Raw genomic sequence first — 18,607 nt, 5'->3', positions numbered from 1 at the left:
TAGTCTTAGTAGGTTGGCACTAATAGTTCATCAAATTTGTTTGTTTACTCGGTGAGAGATAGTGTTAAATTTCGAGTAATGCTGATGCTGTACGTTCTGTTGTGATAAGGCCATTCAAAAACTTAGAGCGAAGTGCGCCCCTTATTGCTTTAAATTTACTATCGCCCGCTGCCACGCCAATAACAGGCTTTTCTGGCGTAGCTTTCAATTTAAAGCTTGTCACTCTTTCATTAATATCGCATTTTATGAGTGCGCCTTCTTCATTAAAGATCCAACTTATTATTTCGCCACACGCGCCAGAGTCAGACAATACGCCTAATTCGTCATCACCGATAAAGCCGTCTTTGTAAAGCGGCGATACGCTCCCTAAATTGCCGATACCAACAAAACTAATATCTGCCTGCTCGGCAAGCGAGTGAATGCGTGATATATGCTGTTGTTGCTGCCACACTTCGCGTTCTGATTTACTTGAGGCTATAACCGGTGTCGGCATGGGGTAATGCTGCGCTTTTACTCTATCAGCAACGTGAACGGCAACATCATATCGTGTTGCTTCGCCGTTATCTGCAATATTGCCTACAAGCGACACTATTTTATGCTGGGGACAATGAAGAATAGATAGTTCATCTGCACACGCTCGAAGAACGCGCCCTGTGCCAAAAGCAATAGTTTGTGGCGTATCAAATTTAAGGGCACGCTCTATGGCCGCAGCTCCTGCTTGGCCGAGACCCTGAGTAGAGTTTGGGTCTTCATCGACGTTGGGTACCACTTCGCAAAACGTGAGCCCAAACTTTTCTTTAATGCCTTGCGCCAGCTCCATGCATCTGGCTATGGGATGCTCTAAACGCACCTTAACCAAGCCTTCTGACATAGATAATGCCACAAGACGCTGAGCGCTCTGGCGTGATGTGTTGAGTGTCTTCGCAATTTCGTCTTGTGTTTTGCCCCCAACGTAATACATCCATCCTGCTCTTGCGGCTTCGTCTAGTTTGTTGAGTTCGTTTTGTGCTTTCTTACTCATTTATTTTTCTCGCGTCGAAAATGTCAGGGAGAAGAGAATAAAATTCGTCCCATGAATTGAGAGATTTGCTGTCATTTGTAGTACCAGCTTTTATATCGCTATGTAAATGTGCACCACCGGTAAAATGAAAGGAGTTCATCTTGGCGGCTACTGCTGCGGCTAAACCGGGCTGAGAGTCTTCAATAACTAAGCAGTTTTCAGGTTTTATCCCCATTGTTGCCGCAGCATGTAAAAACAGGTCTGGTGCTGGTTTACCGTTCTTTACCATAGAGCGCGTGAAAATACGTCCCTCAAAATAAGAGAAAAGGCCGGTGCTTTTTAACGCTTTAGTCGTCCTTTCGGGAGAGCTGCTCGTGGCGACACAATAGGGAATGTTATGGGCATCAAGATTTGACAGTACGTTAATGACGCCTGGCGTCCTTCGCAATGAGTGCTCAAACTTTTCATAGAGCAGAGCATGAAAGCCCTCTATAACTGCGTCAGTCAACTCAAAGCAAAAGTGGGTTGTTAGTATCTTCTCTACGTGTTCTACGCTTTTACCAAGAAAGTGATCGATAAAGTACTGCTTCGATAAAGAAATGTTATAGTCCGTTAGAACTTCCTGCCAAGCTTCCATAGACAACACTTCGCTATCAATGAGTACACCGTCACAATCAAAGATCACTAACTTTACGGTAGTTGTTTGCAAAGGTTACTTTTCCTCATATCAAAAACACCAGTTATACGAAGACTTCACTACCAAAAGGAAAAGAACATACCATCAGGTTGGTAATGACATAATAAAACAGCGTGTACATTTGCCTAAGTGTAAAGGAATTGGTGCTTTGCTTTCTACCTTTTAAAACACTTTGGTAAAGAGCATAGTGAAAGCGTATCTTTATTATTCAACTTTTTAACAATTACTGTCTCGCCATTTTCTCGTAAGTTCAAAGGATTAGCTTCGTATAAGCGCTATTTTGGCGAAAAAATAGCAAATAATACTGTGTTAAAAATGTACTAACATCGCACTTTGTTTTGTTAATAGGTATTTACAATTGTACTTCCATGTGCAAATATCTACCGAAATGAGATATGTCCCATATAGTGAGCGAATGCTCAAAAGTGATTTTTAAATAAGGGACGGCCACCTACAACAAGAGATTTGAAGATGAAGTCAACGTCGAGCGATATTGATATTTCACAAGTAAGCGATGAGCAACTCCCTGTCGCTAAACATAAATTAAAGGGATGGAAGCATTTCATGGGCTTGTATGCCGGTGAACATGTTGCTGCAACAGAATTTGTTTTTGGTGCAACGTTTGTCGCCTTAGGCGCCACCATGACCGATATCTTGTTAGGCTTACTTATTGGTAACCTACTGGCTGTTTTAAGCTGGACACTTATCACAACACCTATAGCTGTTGAAACCCGTTTGAGCCTGTACTCTTATCTTCAGAAGATAGCAGGTGACTCAATGACCAAGCTCTATAATTGGGCGAATGTGGTCATATTTACCGTGATATCCGCTGCGATGATTACCGTGTCGGCAACGGCGGTGCGCTTTGCCTTAAATATCCCTGCGCAGTTGAACTGGTACCCGACTAATTTAGCCTTTGTTGCTGTAGTGTTAGCAGTAGGCGTTATCGTTGTGTTTGTTGCCATGTACGGATTTAACGCCGTATCGGACTTCTCTCGCATTTGTGCACCTTGGTTATTCACAATGTTTATCTGTGGACCACTTATCCTTATGCCTGCTTTGGCCGAATCAGTAATAGGGCAAACCTTTTTAACATCATGGGATGACTTTATGCATATCGGAAGTACGTCGGTATGGACGGGATTAACGCAAAGTGGTGAACCAGGTATCGGCTTATTAGAAGTTATTGGCTTCTCGTGGGCAGCAAATACCATCACCCATTTCGGTCTTATCGACATGGCGCTACTTCGATTTGCAAAGCGCAAACGCTACGGCCTTTGCACATCAGCTGGTATGTTATTTGGCCACTATGTTGCATGGATTTCAGCAGGAATTATGGGGGCTGGAACTGCGGTTATCGTTCAAAAATCTATTGTTGAACTCGACCCAGGCGATGTTGCTTTCCACGCGCTAGGTTTATCAGGTCTTGTTATCGTTATCGTTGCAGGTTGGACAACCGCAAACGCTAACCTTTATCGTGCTGGACTTGCTGCACAAGCTATTTTTAAAGATAAATCACGCACCAAAACCACGGCGATTGTAGGTATGGTCACGGTAGCTATTGCTTGTTTCCCATTCGTATTTACCAAGTTGTTACCACTATTAACTTATGCTGGGCTACTGGTTGTTCCAGTGGGTGCAATAGTATTTGCAGAGCATATGATTTTCCCACGCATTGGATATACACGCTACTGGGCTCACTATCAAAGTCTTACCCATAGTACGCCAGCTGTTGCTAGTTGGGGCTTGGGACTTGTGTTCGGCTTTGGTTTAAATGCGCTAGATGTTATTTCATTCTACTACCTGTTTATACCAACCTGGTTCTTTACTATTGCGGTATATACGGTGCTTGCAGCCAAGTATGGTGCAAAACAGTCTTACCCAGAACAAGAAGCGCAGGTAGAGGCTTTCGATGCGCGCGTTGAAGCACACCAACAGCAAGAAGCGGCGTTAGAAAACGATCACGTTGAAGATATCAGCGCGGTAACTAAATTATTGCGCCTTACATCTGTGGCTAGCTTGCTTGTGTCCATTGCGCTTGCAATTAAAACTTTTTCTCTTAGTGACACGCTTGCCGTGTACGAGTCGAACCGAGATCTATTTTTCAATATAGGGTTCGCGTGCACCGTTATCTATTTCGTTACAGCGTATTGGGCGATGCGTCGTCAGAAAGCGCTTCAAAGCTAATAAGGTTTTTATGCAATCTCAAACGTCTATTTTATTAAATAAAGCTAATTTACCGTCGTTACCGGCTGGTATTCAGGGCCCAGCCTATGATGTGGAGAATGTTCAAACAGGTATCATTCACATTGGGGTAGGCGGATTTCATCGTGCACATGAAGCCATGTACGTAGACAGGCTGATGGCAAAAACCGGCGATTTGTCTTGGGGCATTTGCGGCGTCGGTCTTCGTGAAAACGACCGAGCAATGAAAAAAGTGTTCGATGAGCAGGATAACCTTTATACCCTAGTTGAAAAACACAATGACGGCTCACGCGTTGCATCAGTTATAGGTGCAATGACTGGATTTATGATGGCGCCAGACGACCCTCAAGCAGTTATAGATAAAATGTCTGAGGCTGAGGTACGTATTGTTTCTTTGACTATTACGGAAGGTGGTTATAACTTTGATGCGTCTACGGGGGAGTTTATTACCACTAACCCAGACGTTATTCATGACATTGAAAACCCCAAAAATCCAAGACTAGTGTTTGGTTATTTAGTTGCTGCTATTAAAAAGCGTAAGGAAAATAACGTTAAGCCTTTTACCGTTATGTCTTGTGACAACATCCAGCACAATGGCCATGTATTGAAGAAGATGCTGCTAGCCTACATTGAGCTATTTGATCAAGCATTAGCGCAATGGGTTAACGAAAATGTCAGTTTTCCTAACTCTATGGTAGACAGAATTACACCTGCTACCACAAGCGAAGATATTGTTACATTAAAAGCGCAGGGTATTGAAGATAGCTGGCCTGTAGTGTGTGAGCCTTTCGATCAGTGGGTTATTGAAAATGACTTTTGTAACACTAAGCCACAATTCGACGAAGTGGGTGCACAGTTTGTTAGCGACGTAGCGCCTTATGAAAAGTTAAAGCTACGCATGCTCAATGCCGGGCATTCAGTTCTAGGGTTAGTTGGTTCAGTTGCCGGCCTAGATACTATCCACGAGAGTGTAGAAGCAGCGCAGTTAAAGCAACTATTGTCTATTTTTATGGAAAAAGAGGTAATGCCTACGCTTGATCAAGTTGAAGGCATTGATGTATTTGATTATCGCGATACGTTAATTTCTCGTTTTTCAAACCCTTTCATCAAAGATACATTGGCGCGTATTTGTTTAGAAAGTTCAGCCAAACTACCGGTATTTTTGCTGCCTACGGTGCGAGATAACTTAGCAGCAGGGCGCGATGTAAGTATTAGTGCCTTAGTCGTCGCGTGTTGGTCGTATTATTCAGATAAACACGCGTCTCAAGATGGAAAGCCGCTAGAAATTAACGACGTATTGTCTGATATGCTTCATCGCGCTGCTCAGAAAAATGAGACAGACAGCTTAAGCTTCTTGAAGATAGAGGAAGTGTTTGGCGAGCTTGCTCAAAACGAAGAATTTGCAAAAGGGTATAAAGCTTTCTTAGCGCGTATTTACCAAAATGAGCCAGTGCTTTCAATAAGTGAAACGGTTTCTGAAGATAAGCTAGCGGTGGCTAAAGCTAGTTAGGTATTAGTTACTCATAGATAAACAAAAGGAGAGTTAATATTAACTCTCCTTTTTTATTTCCTTTCTGCAAAGAAAAAGCGACCCGAAGGTCGCTTCTTAAAGTGCAGATTTCTCTGCAACCATGTTGAACTGGTTCACATGGTGTGAAATTGTCTTACAGCCGCTCGTTGAGTACTGCTGCAATAGGACTGTCTTGCAAGCCGTTTTCGGCCACCCATGCTTGCAAGGTTTTACCGTCAGCTTCAGGGGCTTGCAGGTCGCTTTTTGGCATCTTTTTAACCAGCAATTCTCCGGCCTCTACTGCATTATTTAACATCGCTGTACGGATAAGGCTATTACCGCTGCAGCTTACGCCCGAATAGTAGTCTTTTAGTTTCATTCGATAATCAGACTGAACTGCACGCATCTTCTTTCTAAGCTCGCCTTTATCGTCGGCCTGCACAATGGTACATATATTTGCCAATGCCTCGCCAACATCAGCGTGTGCTACTGATGACACACCGAAAGTCCCAGCAATAACAAGAGAAGCTTTAACTATTTTCAACATGGCTAATTCCTCAAGTAAATTTAATAGTTGTTTTTGTTGGGATAATTAAACGATAAAGCTGAATTAAGAAAAATACGTTAGCTAATACTTTGGTATGTATCTTTATATCAAAAGTGGGTAAAAGCGTTATTAGTTAACCCTAGGCGAGCCCGAACTGCCACGACAAAAGCGCTTAGGTAGTAGTTAATCAAAATGCGGACATGTTTCATACAACTCATTTTATAATGCTGTTGTTATGTTATACTGTAACAGTAGATGTTTGGTTGTTTGCCTTCAACCGAGGGGCCTTAGGTCATTACGTTCGCCGCTTTCAGATTGAGGATAGAATGGATCAACGATTTCAAAACTTACTTGCTATAGCTCAGGATAAATGTGAGGAAGACGGATTGCGTTTAACTCAGAAGCGCAAGCAGGTACTCAATATATTAATTGAAGCGTCTTCTCCACTTTCGGCCTATGAAATAAAAGATTTGTGCGCAAAGCAGCATAACGAAAATATCAAACCAATGACTATTTATCGAGCACTTGAATTCCTGTCAGAGGCAAATTTAGTTCACAAACTTAACCTCAATAATAAGTATATTGGATGTGCTCGTGCTAAATGCTGTGAACACCATGGGTATTCTCAGTTTCTAATTTGTGTTCGCTGTGGCGCAGTAGAAGAGTCTATTGTAGAGCCTGTTGTTTATGAACATCTTGTCCAACAAGCGCAAGCGTTTAAATGCGAGATTATAACGCCTCACCTAGAAGTCGCATGTATTTGCGCGCGCTGCCAATAATCCCAAATTTTAATTGCTTTATACGAAGGGACCTATGAAGATCATAATTAATAACGCTTTAACTACATCTCATTTGTTGGGAGGAAATGGCCACGACCTTGTCAGCATTTCACTTGCTATTGAAAAGGGCAAAATTGTCCAGATTTCAGAATGTCCATTACCCGCGCCACAAGGAACTTCTACCGAAAAACCTTCTGAAAAAGTAATTGATGCGACGGGTTTATTCCTCTCTCCCGGTTTGCTTGACCCCCAAGTACACTTTAGAGAGCCAGGCATGGAGTACAAAGAAGATATTGCCTCCGGTAGCCGCGCAGCAGTAAAAGGCGGATTTACTTCGGTAGTATCAATGCCAAATACAACGCCCACAGCTGATAATGAAGATACAATTGCCTTTATGGTAGAAAAAGCCAGCACGACGGGGCTGTGTAAAGTTTATCCGACAGGGGCGCTCTCAAAGGGGTTAGAAGGGAAAGAGATAACAGATTTTGAAACTCTCCAAGCAGCAGGCGCCGTTGCCATTACTGACGATGGTAAAGGCGTTCAAAATAACAGCTTGTTTAAGCAGGCACTTATCAACGCCAAAGCGCTTGGGATACCAGTGCTCGATCATAGCGAAGATGAAAGGTTATCAAACGGCGGCGCTATCCACGAAGGAGATGTATCTAGAAAACATAATGTTAAGGGGATTAAGGCATCCTCAGAGTCGGTACATGTAAAGCGGGGGTGTGATTACAGTGCAGAAACAGGTGGGCATTATCACGTTTTACACGTTTCTACCGCTGACTCGATAGAGGCTATTAGACAGGCAAAAGCAAAAGGGGCTAATGTAACTGTAGAGGTTTCACCTCATCATTTATTGCTTTGCGATGAAGATATACTCGTTAAGGCTGATGGTACGCTTGACGCAAATTGGAAAATGAACCCGCCCCTTCGTTCTAAACACGATATGCTTGCGTGTCGAGAGGCGTTAACAGAAGGGATAATTGATGCTATTGCAACTGACCACGCTCCTCATGAAAAAGCCTTGCCTATTGAGAAAGCGCCCTTTGGTATTATAGGGTTAGAGACCGCATTTGCGCTTATCTACACGCATTTTGTTAAAACAGGAAAGCTTAATTTAAATACTGCTATTGATCTTATGAGTAAGCAAGCTGGTGCGATATTTAATATTAAATGCGGACGAATTAAAGAAGGCGCAAACGCAGACTTGGCGCTATTTGATTTAAATACGCCGTTTACAGTAACGCCTTCATTTTTTGCTTCCAAGTCACAAAACTCGCCCTTTATCAACAAAACCCTGTATGGCGAAACATACTATACATTGGTGAACGGAGAGATAAAATATGCAAGGCCTTAAGTCACGTCTGTGGAGTGCGTGATTATCCGATATGAACACAGGCGGCTAATTCATCATCCCAATCGGTATTAACGTTAGCAGCAATAATTTCAATTTTACTTTCAGCACATTCACTTAGCTCACTTTCAACTAAGTCGCCGTCTGCAAGGTTGTAGCTAAATATGCCTGTGCTTGTGATCATTACCGCTTTTAAGCGTTCTACTTCTAGCTTATTTATCCAGGTTAATAGCGCATTTCTATCGAATTCTATGGAGGGGGAGTAGCGCCATCCCACAGTTTTAAAACCTTCCCCTTCATTTTCGATTTTTAAAAAGCCTGAATCGGGAAAAGGTCGTTCGTTAATTGAAAGTGTAGGCTCGCTATTGTGGTGATGGTGGGCATGTGCATTCATCTCTAAAAGCGCATCCGATTTTCCCTGTAATACAGCAAACGGTATTTCACCATGTTCGCAAAGTACTATAGGTGTGTTCTGCTTGCCTCTATTTACGGCATAGTGCGTTAAGTTTTCTTCTTCATTTTGCCCGTAAAGATCGCATTTATTTCCTACAATTACATCGGCAATATCAATTTGCTGATTAAACGTAGCATGCCTGGTATAGCGAGGGTCGGTTAGCTTTCTTGCATCAACTAACGTGATAGTACGCTGAATATCCAGCACGTCTTGATAGTGTTCAGCGCTTAAGGTTTGCATAACTTCTACAGGGTGTCCTAACCCAGTGGGTTCAATCAGTAAACGGTCGGGTTTAGACTGGGCGAGCAATTGATTTAATGCTATTTGCATAGGTAAGCCTGCGGCGCAGCACATACAGCCGCCTGGCACCTCTTTTATAAATACTTTCTGCGCATTTTCAAAAGCGGAAGTAGACTTTCCAGTTTGCATACCTTGTACAAGCGCACCATCAATACCTATCTCGCCGAACTCGTTTATTAGAATGGCCCAACGCTCGTTTGAAGGTTTTTGCTTTAAAAAGTGTAGTAGAGCGGATGTTTTTCCCACACCTAGAAAGCCCGTAATGATGTTAGTAGGTACTGCTTTAATCATATTTATAGTTGCTCTCACTATGCGACGAGTTGTTGATATGTAGAACTATAGGCTATCACACCAATAGGCTTAGCCCCATAATACAAACCAGATATGTTATAATATAACATTTGAGGGCCAAGCATGCCCAGTTTTACTAGTTATCTCAACATTTATTCATCCGTCTTAACAAGGAAATTAAGGTAGTGACTCTCCCCGCCATAAAATCTGATTCAAATTTAGCCATTCAGTACCGCGCATTCATTGAAAAACTGCGGGCGAGCGAGTTTACCGGTGATATTGAAACTAGCTACGGTGCCCGCGTAGCGCAAGCTACTGACAATTCCGTTTATTATAAGCTCCCTCAAGCCGTAATTTACCCTAGAAGTAACCAAGACTGTCAGCTTATTGGACGACTAGGGGCTAAGTACCCTGACGTGTCGTTTGCTCCTCGGGGTGGAGGTACAGGTACCAACGGACAAAGCCTCACCGATGGTATCGTGGTAGATATTCGTCGTTATCTCAATAAAGTGATTGAGCTAAATGTGGAAGAAGGTTGGGTGAGAGTACAAACAGGGATTATTAAGGATTCCCTTAACGATGTTTTACGTCCCCATGGCTTGTTTTTTTCACCAGACCTGTCTACTAGCAACCGAGCTACATTAGGCGGAATGATAAGTACTGATGCATCGGGGCAGGGGTCGCTTGTTTATGGTAAGACAAGCGATCACGTTATTGCACTTAAGGCAGTGTTAGTTAACGGTGATGTCATTAAAACCGCAAAAATACCCACGGAAATGGCAAAGCGTAAAGCCAATGAAAATACTGCTGAAGGTGCTATCTACAAACAAGCTATAGATACCTGCGTAAATTATAAGGACGAGGTGGATAGTACTTTTCCAAAGCTAAATCGGTTTTTAACAGGGTATGACTTAGCGCACGTATACGATAGTCACCACATCGATATTGGGAGGTTGATTACAGGCGCTGAAGGGTCTTTGGCGTTTGTCACTGAAGCCGTATTAACACTAGATAAAATATTGCCGGTTAAGGCACTGATAAATATTTCCTATCGTTCATTCGATGCCGCCCTAAGGCATGCTCCGCAATTGGTTGAGGCCAACGCGACGAGTGTGGAAACGATTGATAGTACAGTACTTAACTTTGCCAAAACGGACATAGTTTGGCACGACATACAACACTTAATCACCGACGTTCCCGACGAAGCGCTACAAGGTCTAAATCTAGTTGAATATAACGCCAGTTCGATAGAGGAAATGAAAGGCCACATTGCCTGCCTTGAAGCCGCTATTGAAGATGCGATAAAACATGGTGAAGGGAATATTTCAGGCTACAGAATTACTTATGACAAAGCTGATATTCAACGTATTTACGCTATGCGAAAAAAGGCAGTGGGTTTATTAGGTAAGGTAATGGGGGATAAAAAACCTATCGCTTTTGCTGAAGATACCGCTGTTCCCCCCGAGCGTTTAGCTGATTTTATTACTGAGTTTCGCGAATTGCTCGACAGTCACAATCTTAACTATGGCATGTTTGGACACGTAGATGCTGGGGTTCTGCATGTTAGACCTGCCCTTGATTTAGCCGACCCCGAGCAAGAGCGGCTTATGCATAATCTTTCGGATAAGGTGGTAAAGCTTGTAGCTAAATATGGCGGTTTAATGTGGGGGGAGCACGGCAAAGGCTTTCGTAGCGAGTATGGTCCCGAATTTTTCGGTGAAACTCTGTTTACCGAAATGCGCAAAATAAAAGCGGCGTTCGATCCTTATAACCAAATGAACCCTGGGAAAATTTGTACGCCGTTGGGCAGTAACGATAAGTTAGTCTCAGTTAAAGCGCTCAAAAGGGCGAGTGTCGAGAGGATTATTCCTGTAGCTGTTAAACGCGACCTTGCGCCAGCTTTCGAGTGCAACGGAAATGGTCTTTGCTTTAATTACGAACCGGCGTCCCCCATGTGTCCTTCGAGCAAAGTAACGTCAGACCGCCGTCATACGCCAAAGGGCAGGGCGAGTATGTTAAGGGAATGGGTTCGACTGCTATCGTTAAGCAGGCTAATAGACGAAAAGGATGGTGATGGATTATCCTACAAGCAGTTTAAAACTAACTTTTTCTTTCGTTTTAAAAATACGGTATTGAATAGAGAAGCTGATTTTTCTCATGAAGTAAAAGCCGTGATGGACGGTTGTTTATCGTGTAAGTCTTGCACTCATCAGTGCCCTGTAAACATTGATGTTCCTCACTTCAAATCCATCTTTTTATCTATTTACTACCAGCGTTATTTGCGGCCGCTAAAAGATTTGCTGGTGGCAAATGTAGAAACGCTAGCGCCTTTGAGTGCTAAAGTGCCTAGACTCCATAACAGGCTACTTCAACAAAAGTGGGTGACTTGGTTTTTAAAGAAGAAAGTGGGGTATGTAGATACACCGCTGTTGTCCTTCCCCACGCTCGTTGACAGAGTAAAGTCGATTGTAGATACAGGAGATATCGAACAACTAGAACGCCTAGATAAAAGTGAGCGGAAAAAATACGTTGCTGTAGTACAAGATCCTTTTACCAGTTTTTATGACGCAAAAAGTGTAGAGAGCCTAATAAAGGTCGTTCGTAAAATGGGCCTTAAGCCATTACTTGTGCCCTTTACCCCAAACGGTAAGCCCGCCCACGTGAAGGGCTTTCTAGGCAAGTTTGAAAAACAAGCATTAGGTACGGCGAAACGGCTAAATAAAATACATGAGCTAGGTATTACTATGATTGGAGCCGACGCATCATTAGTGTTGTGCTATCGCGACGAATACCAAAAATTTTTAAAAGATAAGCGCGGAAATTTTTTCGTTCATACCATTGATGAATGGTTAGATGAAGCGTTGCCAAAAAGTTTAAACGCAGATAATACTGGTAGTCAGAATTGTGATAAGAATTTCTCTTTGCTTGCGCACTGTAGCGAAAAGACCGCCATGCCGGATACGACAGCGCGTTGGCAACGCATATTTAAGCATCTAAGTGTGAACCTTATTCACAAGCCTGTTGGCTGCTGTGGTATGGCAGGAACTTATGGTCATGAAGTATCACATTTAGAAAGCTCTAAAGCACTTTATACGCTAAGTTGGGCTCCTGTTTTCGCTCGCGCGCAAAATGAAACACATAATGAAGTGCTTGTGACTGGATTTTCCTGCCGCAGCCAAGTAGCGCGTTTTGAAGGAAGAAAGCCACGACATCCTATAGAAGTGGTAAACGAATTAATCTAACAACAAAACGCCTCGCGGACACCTCAGTCAGCAGGGCGTTTTTTGCATGTCACAAATGTTTACATTTATTGAGGCTTAAAGTTGCTTGCGACTTCCATAATTTGTTCGCGCATCCACATGTGTGCATAGTCGTGATCTGCACTGACATGCCAATACAAGTAGTATTCTACCGGTGGCAGGTCAAAAGGAAGTTCGTAAATAGCTAAATCATAGTGCTTCGCCAAATGAAACGGTAAGCAGGCGATTAAATCAGTTTTTACTATGGTACTAGGCACGGTTAAAAAGTGTTGACCTCGCATGACTTCTTTTCTTCTTTTCCCCATTTTGTCTAGCGCCACATCAATTGGACCAGCTCCTGATTTACGCTGGGATACGTTGATATGTCCTAATCGCAAAAAAGTGTCTAAATCTAAGCCGTTTTTAAGAGCTGGATGGTTTTTGCGAGCGAGTACCACAAATCGGTCTTGCGCTATTTTCTCTTTACAAAGATGTGGGTCAGTAAACGTAGATGCATCGGCGAAGAAATCTAGCGTGCCTGCCGCCATTGCTGATACTACTTGGCTGCGAGGGATCTCATAATTCGTTAAGGCAATATTAGGCGCTAAATTCTGTAAACGAGACACTAGGCGAGGCATGATACTAGCTTCTAATAAATCTCGGCTGGCAAAGTTAAAAGACTTCTCGGCAGTGAGTGGGTCAAACGTGTGACTTTCTTGGACGCTTTTACGCAACAAAGCGAGCGCCTGTCGAGCTGGCACGATAATGTTTTGTGCAACGGGCGTCGGCGTCATACTGTGGCCTGTCCGCACAAAGAGTGGGTCGTTTAACATTTCTCTTAATCTTGCTAGTGAATTACTAACCGCTGGTTGAGTGATACACAAGACGTCAGCAGCCTTGGTTAAACTACCTGCCGTATAAATAGCGTCGAATACGGCAAACAGGTTCAAATCAATTCTATTGAGATTCATAACTAGTCCTTTGAGGGCGAGTGCCCTAAAACAGCCAAAAGATGAAGAGCCGCTGTTGTCTTTACAGCGAAAATAAAGCAACTATAGAGACTGTTGCTACATAGCATCTACGAATAATTTACGTTAGTGTAACAAGAATATTTATAAATACCTATTATTAAAAGTTAATTGAAACATTCAACTGAATAATAGTAGTTTCGTCGTAAATTAATGAAGATTGGACTTAGATATGAAGACGCTTTTAGATTTATCGCTTGGAGAAGTACTTGAACAAGCAGATTTTTTAACTGTAACTCAAGATATGATTAATCAATTCGCCGATGCCACAGGGGATCACCAGTGGATTCATCTAGACACGGCCCGCTGTGAAAAAGAGAGTCCGTTTAAAACAACAATTGCGCACGGTTTCTTAAGCGCTAGCCTTATGCCCAAAGCCTTTGGCGAGGTACTTGCTTCCAGTGAAAAAATAGCCTCCATGATAAACTATGGCATCGATAAACTTCGATTCCTTGAACCCGTCAAATGCAATGACGCGCTAAAATATCAATTTAAACTTGTCGATGTAACCGACAAGCCCCAAGGTAAGCTCTATAAAGTAGAAGCTAGCTGTATTTTGAAGTCGAGCGGGAACCCAGCGCTCATTGGCAGTTTTTTGATGTTAGCCGTTATGAAGCCGCAGAAGTAACTAAGCTATGGCGTTTAATTTGTCGAAACCTGATGCCCTGAAGCGTTAGTTTAAAGAAGTTGGCTTTTAATTAGGGGACGTTCAGTTAGATAACCGTAGTTAATCACGAAAAAGGTCAGATAAGGAATGCCCCATCTGACCTAGTTAAATTGCGTGAAAGTCGTTTAATTAGACGCTTCTTGTGCACCTTCTTCGACAGCTTCGCCCGCGCTTTGAATATCTTCACCTGCGCCTTCGATAGTAGCGCAACCGCCTAAGCTTCCGATACTCGCTGCAAAAATCAGTGCTAAAAACGTATGTTTACGTGTAGTTGAATTTAACATTTCCATTTGTTTCTCCTTTGGGTTTACTCATCGTCGGCATGACCTGAATTATCAGCCGCTTTTTCGTCACCTTTAGTTTGTGACGAAGAATCATTGCTAGACGAACCTCGCTCATCGCGCTGCTTCAGCATGGCGTTGAGCTTGTCACCACCTTTCGCATTAAAATCTAATGTTCTGATAGGGAATGGGATCAGAATGTCGTTATCTTCAAGCACGGTTTTTACTGTATTGATAGCGTCATGTCGCACTACCATGAATCCTGGGTCACCGGGGTAGCGGATCCAAAACCACAGCAATAAATTAATACTTGAATCACCGAAAGACTCTGCATAAACAGCGGTCTCGTCTTTTTTAATAACGTAGTCTTTATCATTCATCGCTTCGGTAATAACCTGAGCAGCTTTTTCTATATCGTCAGCGTAAGAAATGCCAACCGGAACCTCTATTCTTCGGTAGCCTAGATAAGAGTAGTTGGTCAAAATATTGCGAAAAAGGATCTTGTTTGGAATAACTTCAAGTTGGCCATAGAAAGTTTCCACGAGGGTATTGCGTAGGTTTATTTCTTTAACGTTACCAAAAACGCCCTCAGCTTCAATCACATCGCCAATATCGAAAGGTTTTCTGATCCCCATTGCAACACCGGCAATAAAATTTTCGGTCATGTCTTGGAATGCAAAACCAATGGCTAGACCAACGATACCCGCACCAGCAAGAAGCGATGTAACCGTGCCTTTAAGACCGACAAAATCAAGGGCAATAAATATACCAGCGACGAGAACTAGGGCTTTGATAATAGAAGTAAGGAGGCCGGCTATTTGACGCGACTCGAAGGTTCGTCGCATTAGTTTGCCTGCGACGTTTCCAATCATTTTGGCGATAAGACCAAAAACAATTGCGATGACAAACGCCACGACGATGTTAGGTAATAAGGTGATTGCACCTTCCACCCAGCTTTCAAGTTTTTCACTTAGAAGCTTATATACTTCATCTATTTCAGGAAACTCCATAGACTCCATTACCGTATTAGAATGATTCCACACTGGGTTTCAAGAACTGTTCCGATTGTTTTACTTCAGTAACATACTGATTAATAGAAATTAAATGGGGCTGTGTTGTTATCTTTCAAAATTCGTCAGTGAATAAATTACGCACTTAGAGCAACTTCTTCTCATTGTATTTAGCGTTAGCTATCACATGATTTCTCCTCATTAGCCTTAAGTATACCTGGTCTGACCATGTGTAAAATTAATGTAAACATATTATTCACAATAAATTTACAAAAATAAAATTCGGGCATAGTATCAGTGATGTAGGTCAATATTCTGTTGATCTCTAACAATAACAAACACAAAATCGAACAGCCTGTTGCTAGCGGAGAGTGTGGGTAGTAGTGCCGGTAGTGATAAGCCCAGATTTGGAATCACACTATGAAATTTAAAACGCGTAAGACTGCAGTAGCTGCAATAGTTGGTACTGCTTTATTTTGCTCACCCTATATTGCATCAGCCCAAGAATCTGACGTTGAATCCGAGCAAGAAGCTAAGAAAGACGTAGAGCTAATCCTTGTTACCGGAAGTTTTGTTCGCAGAAGCGAAAACTTCGAATCTCCATCACCGCTGGCTGTTGTCGACAGTGTTGCAATAGATGCGATTGGTGCCAAAAACATCGCCGATATTACTCAGACATTGACTATTAATACTGGTGCCGAAAATAACCCTGACGCCTTCACTCAGAATGCTACCGCGGGTACCTCTAACATCAATCTTCGCGGTTTAGGTGTAGCATCAACTCTTGTGCTCCTTAACAATAAACGTCAAGTTGTTACTGCTCAGCCTACTAATGAGGGGTTAAACTTTGTAGACACAAGCTCTCTTGTACCTATGATTGCTATTGACAGAATGGAAGTAGTTAAAGATGGTGCATCTGCTTTGTATGGTTCAGATGCCGTTGCAGGTGTGGTTAACTTTATTACTAAGCGTAACTATGACGGCGCTATGGTTACTGTTGACTATCAGGACGGTGCACACGGCGACAACAAAGAATACATTTTGCAAGGTTTGTGGGGCGCGACAGGGGATAATGGTAGCGTGTTAGCGGCTATTAGTTACACAAATCGTTCACCACTATTTTTAAGCGATCGACGCTTGAGCCGCCCACAAGATGACACGAGTGCATTAGGTAATCCTGGCTCTTTCTTTTTAAATATTCCCGGAGCAGGGCCTCTACCAATTATCGATCCTTACGGGTGTGAAGAATTTGGCGGCGCGCCAAACCTGCTTGCCCCTAGCGGCACCATCCCCGGCTTAGAGGTGGGTTTTTGTGGCTTTGATTTCGGTAAGTTTTATTCTTACGTAGCCGATGAAAGCAGAACCAATGCCTACGTACGCGCTGATTATGAATTTGATAATGACATTACGTGGTCGGCTGAATTTAGTACCGCCAGAAATCGTGCTGAGCGCGGTGGTGCGCCAAGCTTCCCTATACTTACTTCGCCTATCGTTCCAGATTATCACCCGCAAAACCCGTTTGGTCAGCCGGTGGCGTTTTTCGGACGCGCTGAAGGTAATGGATTCCCCGGTGATTCAGCTAATACTGAATCAGATACTTTGCGCTTCAGCACTAGCTTGCAGGGCGTGACGGATACTGGTTTCTGGGAGGTTAGTTACACCCGTGCAGTGAACGATTTTGTATTTAGAGTACCCGATGTGCTTAATACTGAGTTTCAGCTAGCGCTATATGGGCTTGGCGGTTCGAATTGTGACCCAATTGCTGGTTCGCCGGGAGTGGGCGACTGCGAATTCTTTAATCCGTTTGCGAGTTCATATACAACCGCACCGAATTCTGATTATGTAGTAAGTTCGTTTACCGGCACAGAGGTCATAGACTCAAAGGCAGACCTTGAAGTTTTCGAAGCGTTTACCTCATTTGATGTCTTTGAAATGGGAGGTGGCTTTGCTGCGTTAGCCTTAGGCGTACAATATCGTGAAAATCAGCTTAGCCAAGATTACGATGACCTAGCTAACCAAGACAGTTTTACTTTTGTAATTGGTAACCCCGATATAGACGGTAGTCAAGATGTATGGGCAGCCTTCGGTGAGCTTGCATTGCCAATTAATGATGAATTAGACGTTCAATTAGCAGTGCGTTATGAAGATTACGGCGGCTCTATTGGCAGTACGGTTGACCCTAAGCTGGCGATATCATGGCGCGCCACTGATGAGTTTTCATTACGCGGTTCAATTTCAACGTCGTTTAGAGCACCAACAGTATTCCTAGCGCAAGGTGGCGCTACATCTTTACAGCAGCTCATCGACCCTGTTCAAGGCGCAACTGCATTCGTTGCTGTTAGGACGTCAGGTAATGAAGATTTAAAACCAGAAGAGTCGACAGCATACAATATCGGTTTCTCGTATGAACCGTTCAGAGACTTCTCTGTAGAAGTAGATTATTGGAATTTCGAATTTGAAGATTTGATTATTCAAGAAAATGCGCAAGCTGTGCTAAATGAAGACCCGACAAATACTGAACGAGTAATTCGCGCGGGCGACCCACTCACAGGGCCAGTCCTTCAAGTAAATAATACTTATGTTAATGCGAGTTCACTAGAAACGTCAGGTCTCGATTTTGTTACCAGTTACAAAATAGAAACGGATTTTGGTAACTTTACGCCAACATTAAATGCGACTTATATTACTAAATATGATTTGATGGATCCTCAGGCCGGTAACGTCGATGGCGCTGGTCGTCGCAATTTCAATAACATTGGCGTGTCTTCGCCTGAGCTGCGTGCTAATTTAGGTTTAGCATGGCAGAGCGATATTCATGCCGCCAATATCTTTCTACGTTATATTTCGTCTTATGACGATGATCAAAACTGTGCAGACGGTACAGCAAACGTAGGTGGTTGCTCAAATGGCTTTTATGAAATTGATAGCCACCTAACCGTTGATGCCCAATACAATATTGATTTGGGCGGTCTGTATGATACCGAGCAAAGCTATGTATTAACTTTAGGTGCCATTAACTTATTCGATGAAGAGCCGCCTCAATTATTTACCAACAGCGGTTTTGACTCAAAAGTTCATGACCCAAGAGGGCGTCAAATTTATGCTCGCTTAGCGGTTGAGTTTTAATAAGTCATTTAACTAAGCGAAAACCTGCCTTTATTGTTAATAGCTAAAGGCAGGTTTTTTTGTAAACCAAAGTCTCCACTACGCCCTTCCTTTTTCGTCTACGATATTTTCCATTTATA

14 protein-coding genes are annotated in these 18,607 nt (G+C 42.9%); 7 read left to right on the top strand and 7 right to left on the bottom strand.

Features of this window, described 5'->3' with window-relative positions; all coding sequences use genetic code 11:
• Positions 1-64: 64 nt before the first annotated feature.
• Both D1814_RS18920 and D1814_RS18915 read right to left on the bottom strand, forming a co-directional pair.
• The gene (locus D1814_RS18920) at positions 65-1,021 is read right to left on the bottom strand and encodes a sugar-binding transcriptional regulator (RefSeq protein WP_118495187.1); all 957 of its coding nucleotides are present in this window, start codon (positions 1,019-1,021) and stop codon (positions 65-67) included.
• Positions 1,014-1,709 carry an HAD family hydrolase gene (locus D1814_RS18915; protein ID WP_118495186.1) on the bottom strand — a complete coding sequence of 232 codons (696 nt, stop codon included), beginning with the start codon at positions 1,707-1,709 and terminating at the stop codon, positions 1,014-1,016. The genes D1814_RS18920 and D1814_RS18915 overlap by 8 nt, the downstream gene beginning before the upstream one ends.
• A gap of 459 nt (positions 1,710-2,168) precedes the next feature.
• On the opposite strand from D1814_RS18915, the gene D1814_RS18910 reads away from it, so the two are divergent.
• Positions 2,169-3,884 (top strand): purine-cytosine permease family protein, encoded by a 1,716-nt coding sequence (locus D1814_RS18910; protein ID WP_118495185.1) that lies wholly within the window; start codon positions 2,169-2,171, stop codon positions 3,882-3,884.
• 10 nt (positions 3,885-3,894) lie between these two features.
• Positions 3,895-5,412 carry a mannitol dehydrogenase family protein gene (locus D1814_RS18905; RefSeq protein WP_118495184.1) on the top strand — a complete coding sequence of 506 codons (1,518 nt, stop codon included), beginning with the start codon at positions 3,895-3,897 and terminating at the stop codon, positions 5,410-5,412.
• A 154-nt stretch (positions 5,413-5,566) separates the two neighbouring features.
• Here D1814_RS18905 and D1814_RS18900 read toward each other — a convergent pair whose 3' ends face one another.
• The gene (locus D1814_RS18900; RefSeq protein ID WP_118495183.1) at positions 5,567-5,959 is read right to left on the bottom strand and encodes a DUF3718 domain-containing protein; all 393 of its coding nucleotides are present in this window, start codon (positions 5,957-5,959) and stop codon (positions 5,567-5,569) included.
• A gap of 326 nt (positions 5,960-6,285) precedes the next feature.
• Between D1814_RS18900 and D1814_RS18895 the strand changes: the two genes are divergently transcribed.
• Complete coding sequence (locus tag D1814_RS18895) at positions 6,286-6,738, top strand: Fur family transcriptional regulator (protein ID WP_118495440.1); 453 nt, start codon at positions 6,286-6,288, stop codon at positions 6,736-6,738.
• A 34-nt stretch (positions 6,739-6,772) separates the two neighbouring features.
• Complete coding sequence (locus D1814_RS18890; protein WP_118495182.1) at positions 6,773-8,095, top strand: dihydroorotase; 1,323 nt, start codon at positions 6,773-6,775, stop codon at positions 8,093-8,095.
• A gap of 22 nt (positions 8,096-8,117) precedes the next feature.
• Here the strand turns inward: D1814_RS18890 and D1814_RS18885 are convergent, their stop codons facing one another.
• Positions 8,118-9,137: a CobW family GTP-binding protein gene (locus D1814_RS18885; RefSeq protein ID WP_118495181.1), complete on the bottom strand. Its 1,020-nt coding sequence runs from the start codon at positions 9,135-9,137 to the stop codon at positions 8,118-8,120.
• A gap of 185 nt (positions 9,138-9,322) precedes the next feature.
• Here D1814_RS18885 and ydiJ point away from each other — a divergent pair, with 185 nt between their 5' ends.
• A complete protein-coding gene (gene ydiJ / locus D1814_RS18880; RefSeq protein ID WP_118495180.1) occupies positions 9,323-12,379 on the top strand; it encodes a D-2-hydroxyglutarate dehydrogenase YdiJ in 3,057 nt (1,018 codons plus the stop codon).
• A gap of 65 nt (positions 12,380-12,444) precedes the next feature.
• Here the strand turns inward: ydiJ and D1814_RS18875 are convergent, their stop codons facing one another.
• Complete coding sequence (locus D1814_RS18875) at positions 12,445-13,347, bottom strand: LysR family transcriptional regulator (RefSeq protein WP_118495179.1); 903 nt, start codon at positions 13,345-13,347, stop codon at positions 12,445-12,447.
• Between the two features lie 229 nt (positions 13,348-13,576).
• On the opposite strand from D1814_RS18875, the gene D1814_RS18870 reads away from it, so the two are divergent.
• Entirely contained in the window at positions 13,577-14,032 is a 456-nt protein-coding gene (locus D1814_RS18870) for a MaoC/PaaZ C-terminal domain-containing protein (RefSeq protein ID WP_118495178.1), read from the top strand.
• 164 nt (positions 14,033-14,196) lie between these two features.
• Here D1814_RS18870 and D1814_RS18865 read toward each other — a convergent pair whose 3' ends face one another.
• Both D1814_RS18865 and D1814_RS18860 read right to left on the bottom strand, forming a co-directional pair.
• Positions 14,197-14,361 carry an entericidin A/B family lipoprotein gene (locus D1814_RS18865; protein WP_081765829.1) on the bottom strand — a complete coding sequence of 55 codons (165 nt, stop codon included), beginning with the start codon at positions 14,359-14,361 and terminating at the stop codon, positions 14,197-14,199.
• Positions 14,362-14,378: 17 nt separating this feature from the next.
• Positions 14,379-15,362, bottom strand: coding sequence for a mechanosensitive ion channel family protein (locus D1814_RS18860; RefSeq protein WP_118495177.1), 984 nt, complete (start codon positions 15,360-15,362; stop codon positions 14,379-14,381).
• Between the two features lie 420 nt (positions 15,363-15,782).
• On the opposite strand from D1814_RS18860, the gene D1814_RS18855 reads away from it, so the two are divergent.
• Complete coding sequence (locus D1814_RS18855; protein WP_118495176.1) at positions 15,783-18,488, top strand: TonB-dependent receptor; 2,706 nt, start codon at positions 15,783-15,785, stop codon at positions 18,486-18,488.
• Positions 18,489-18,607: the final 119 nt, after the last annotated feature.

Source organism: Alteromonas sp. BL110, from assembly GCF_003443615.1.
Classification (GTDB): Bacteria; Pseudomonadota; Gammaproteobacteria; order Enterobacterales; family Alteromonadaceae; genus Alteromonas.
The sequence above is the reverse complement of the archived record's forward strand: the minus strand, read 5'-3'. Positions and strand labels throughout refer to the sequence as shown.

Bases quoted from the DNA above. Each gene is read 5' to 3' on its own strand.
- D1814_RS18920 (WP_118495187.1), bottom strand. From the start codon at position 1,021: ATGAGTAAGAAAGCACAAAACGAACTCAACAAACTAGACGAAGCCGCA.
- D1814_RS18910 (WP_118495185.1), top strand. From the start codon at position 2,169: ATGAAGTCAACGTCGAGCGATATTGATATTTCACAAGTAAGCGATGAG.
- D1814_RS18905 (WP_118495184.1), top strand. From the start codon at position 3,895: ATGCAATCTCAAACGTCTATTTTATTAAATAAAGCTAATTTACCGTCG.
- D1814_RS18900 (WP_118495183.1), bottom strand. From the start codon at position 5,959: ATGTTGAAAATAGTTAAAGCTTCTCTTGTTATTGCTGGGACTTTCGGT.
- D1814_RS18895 (WP_118495440.1), top strand. From the start codon at position 6,286: ATGGATCAACGATTTCAAAACTTACTTGCTATAGCTCAGGATAAATGT.
- D1814_RS18890 (WP_118495182.1), top strand. From the start codon at position 6,773: ATGAAGATCATAATTAATAACGCTTTAACTACATCTCATTTGTTGGGA.
- D1814_RS18885 (WP_118495181.1), bottom strand. From the start codon at position 9,137: ATGATTAAAGCAGTACCTACTAACATCATTACGGGCTTTCTAGGTGTG.
- D1814_RS18875 (WP_118495179.1), bottom strand. From the start codon at position 13,347: ATGAATCTCAATAGAATTGATTTGAACCTGTTTGCCGTATTCGACGCT.
- D1814_RS18870 (WP_118495178.1), top strand. From the start codon at position 13,577: ATGAAGACGCTTTTAGATTTATCGCTTGGAGAAGTACTTGAACAAGCA.
- D1814_RS18865 (WP_081765829.1), bottom strand. From the start codon at position 14,361: ATGGAAATGTTAAATTCAACTACACGTAAACATACGTTTTTAGCACTG.
- D1814_RS18860 (WP_118495177.1), bottom strand. From the start codon at position 15,362: ATGGAGTTTCCTGAAATAGATGAAGTATATAAGCTTCTAAGTGAAAAA.
- D1814_RS18855 (WP_118495176.1), top strand. From the start codon at position 15,783: ATGAAATTTAAAACGCGTAAGACTGCAGTAGCTGCAATAGTTGGTACT.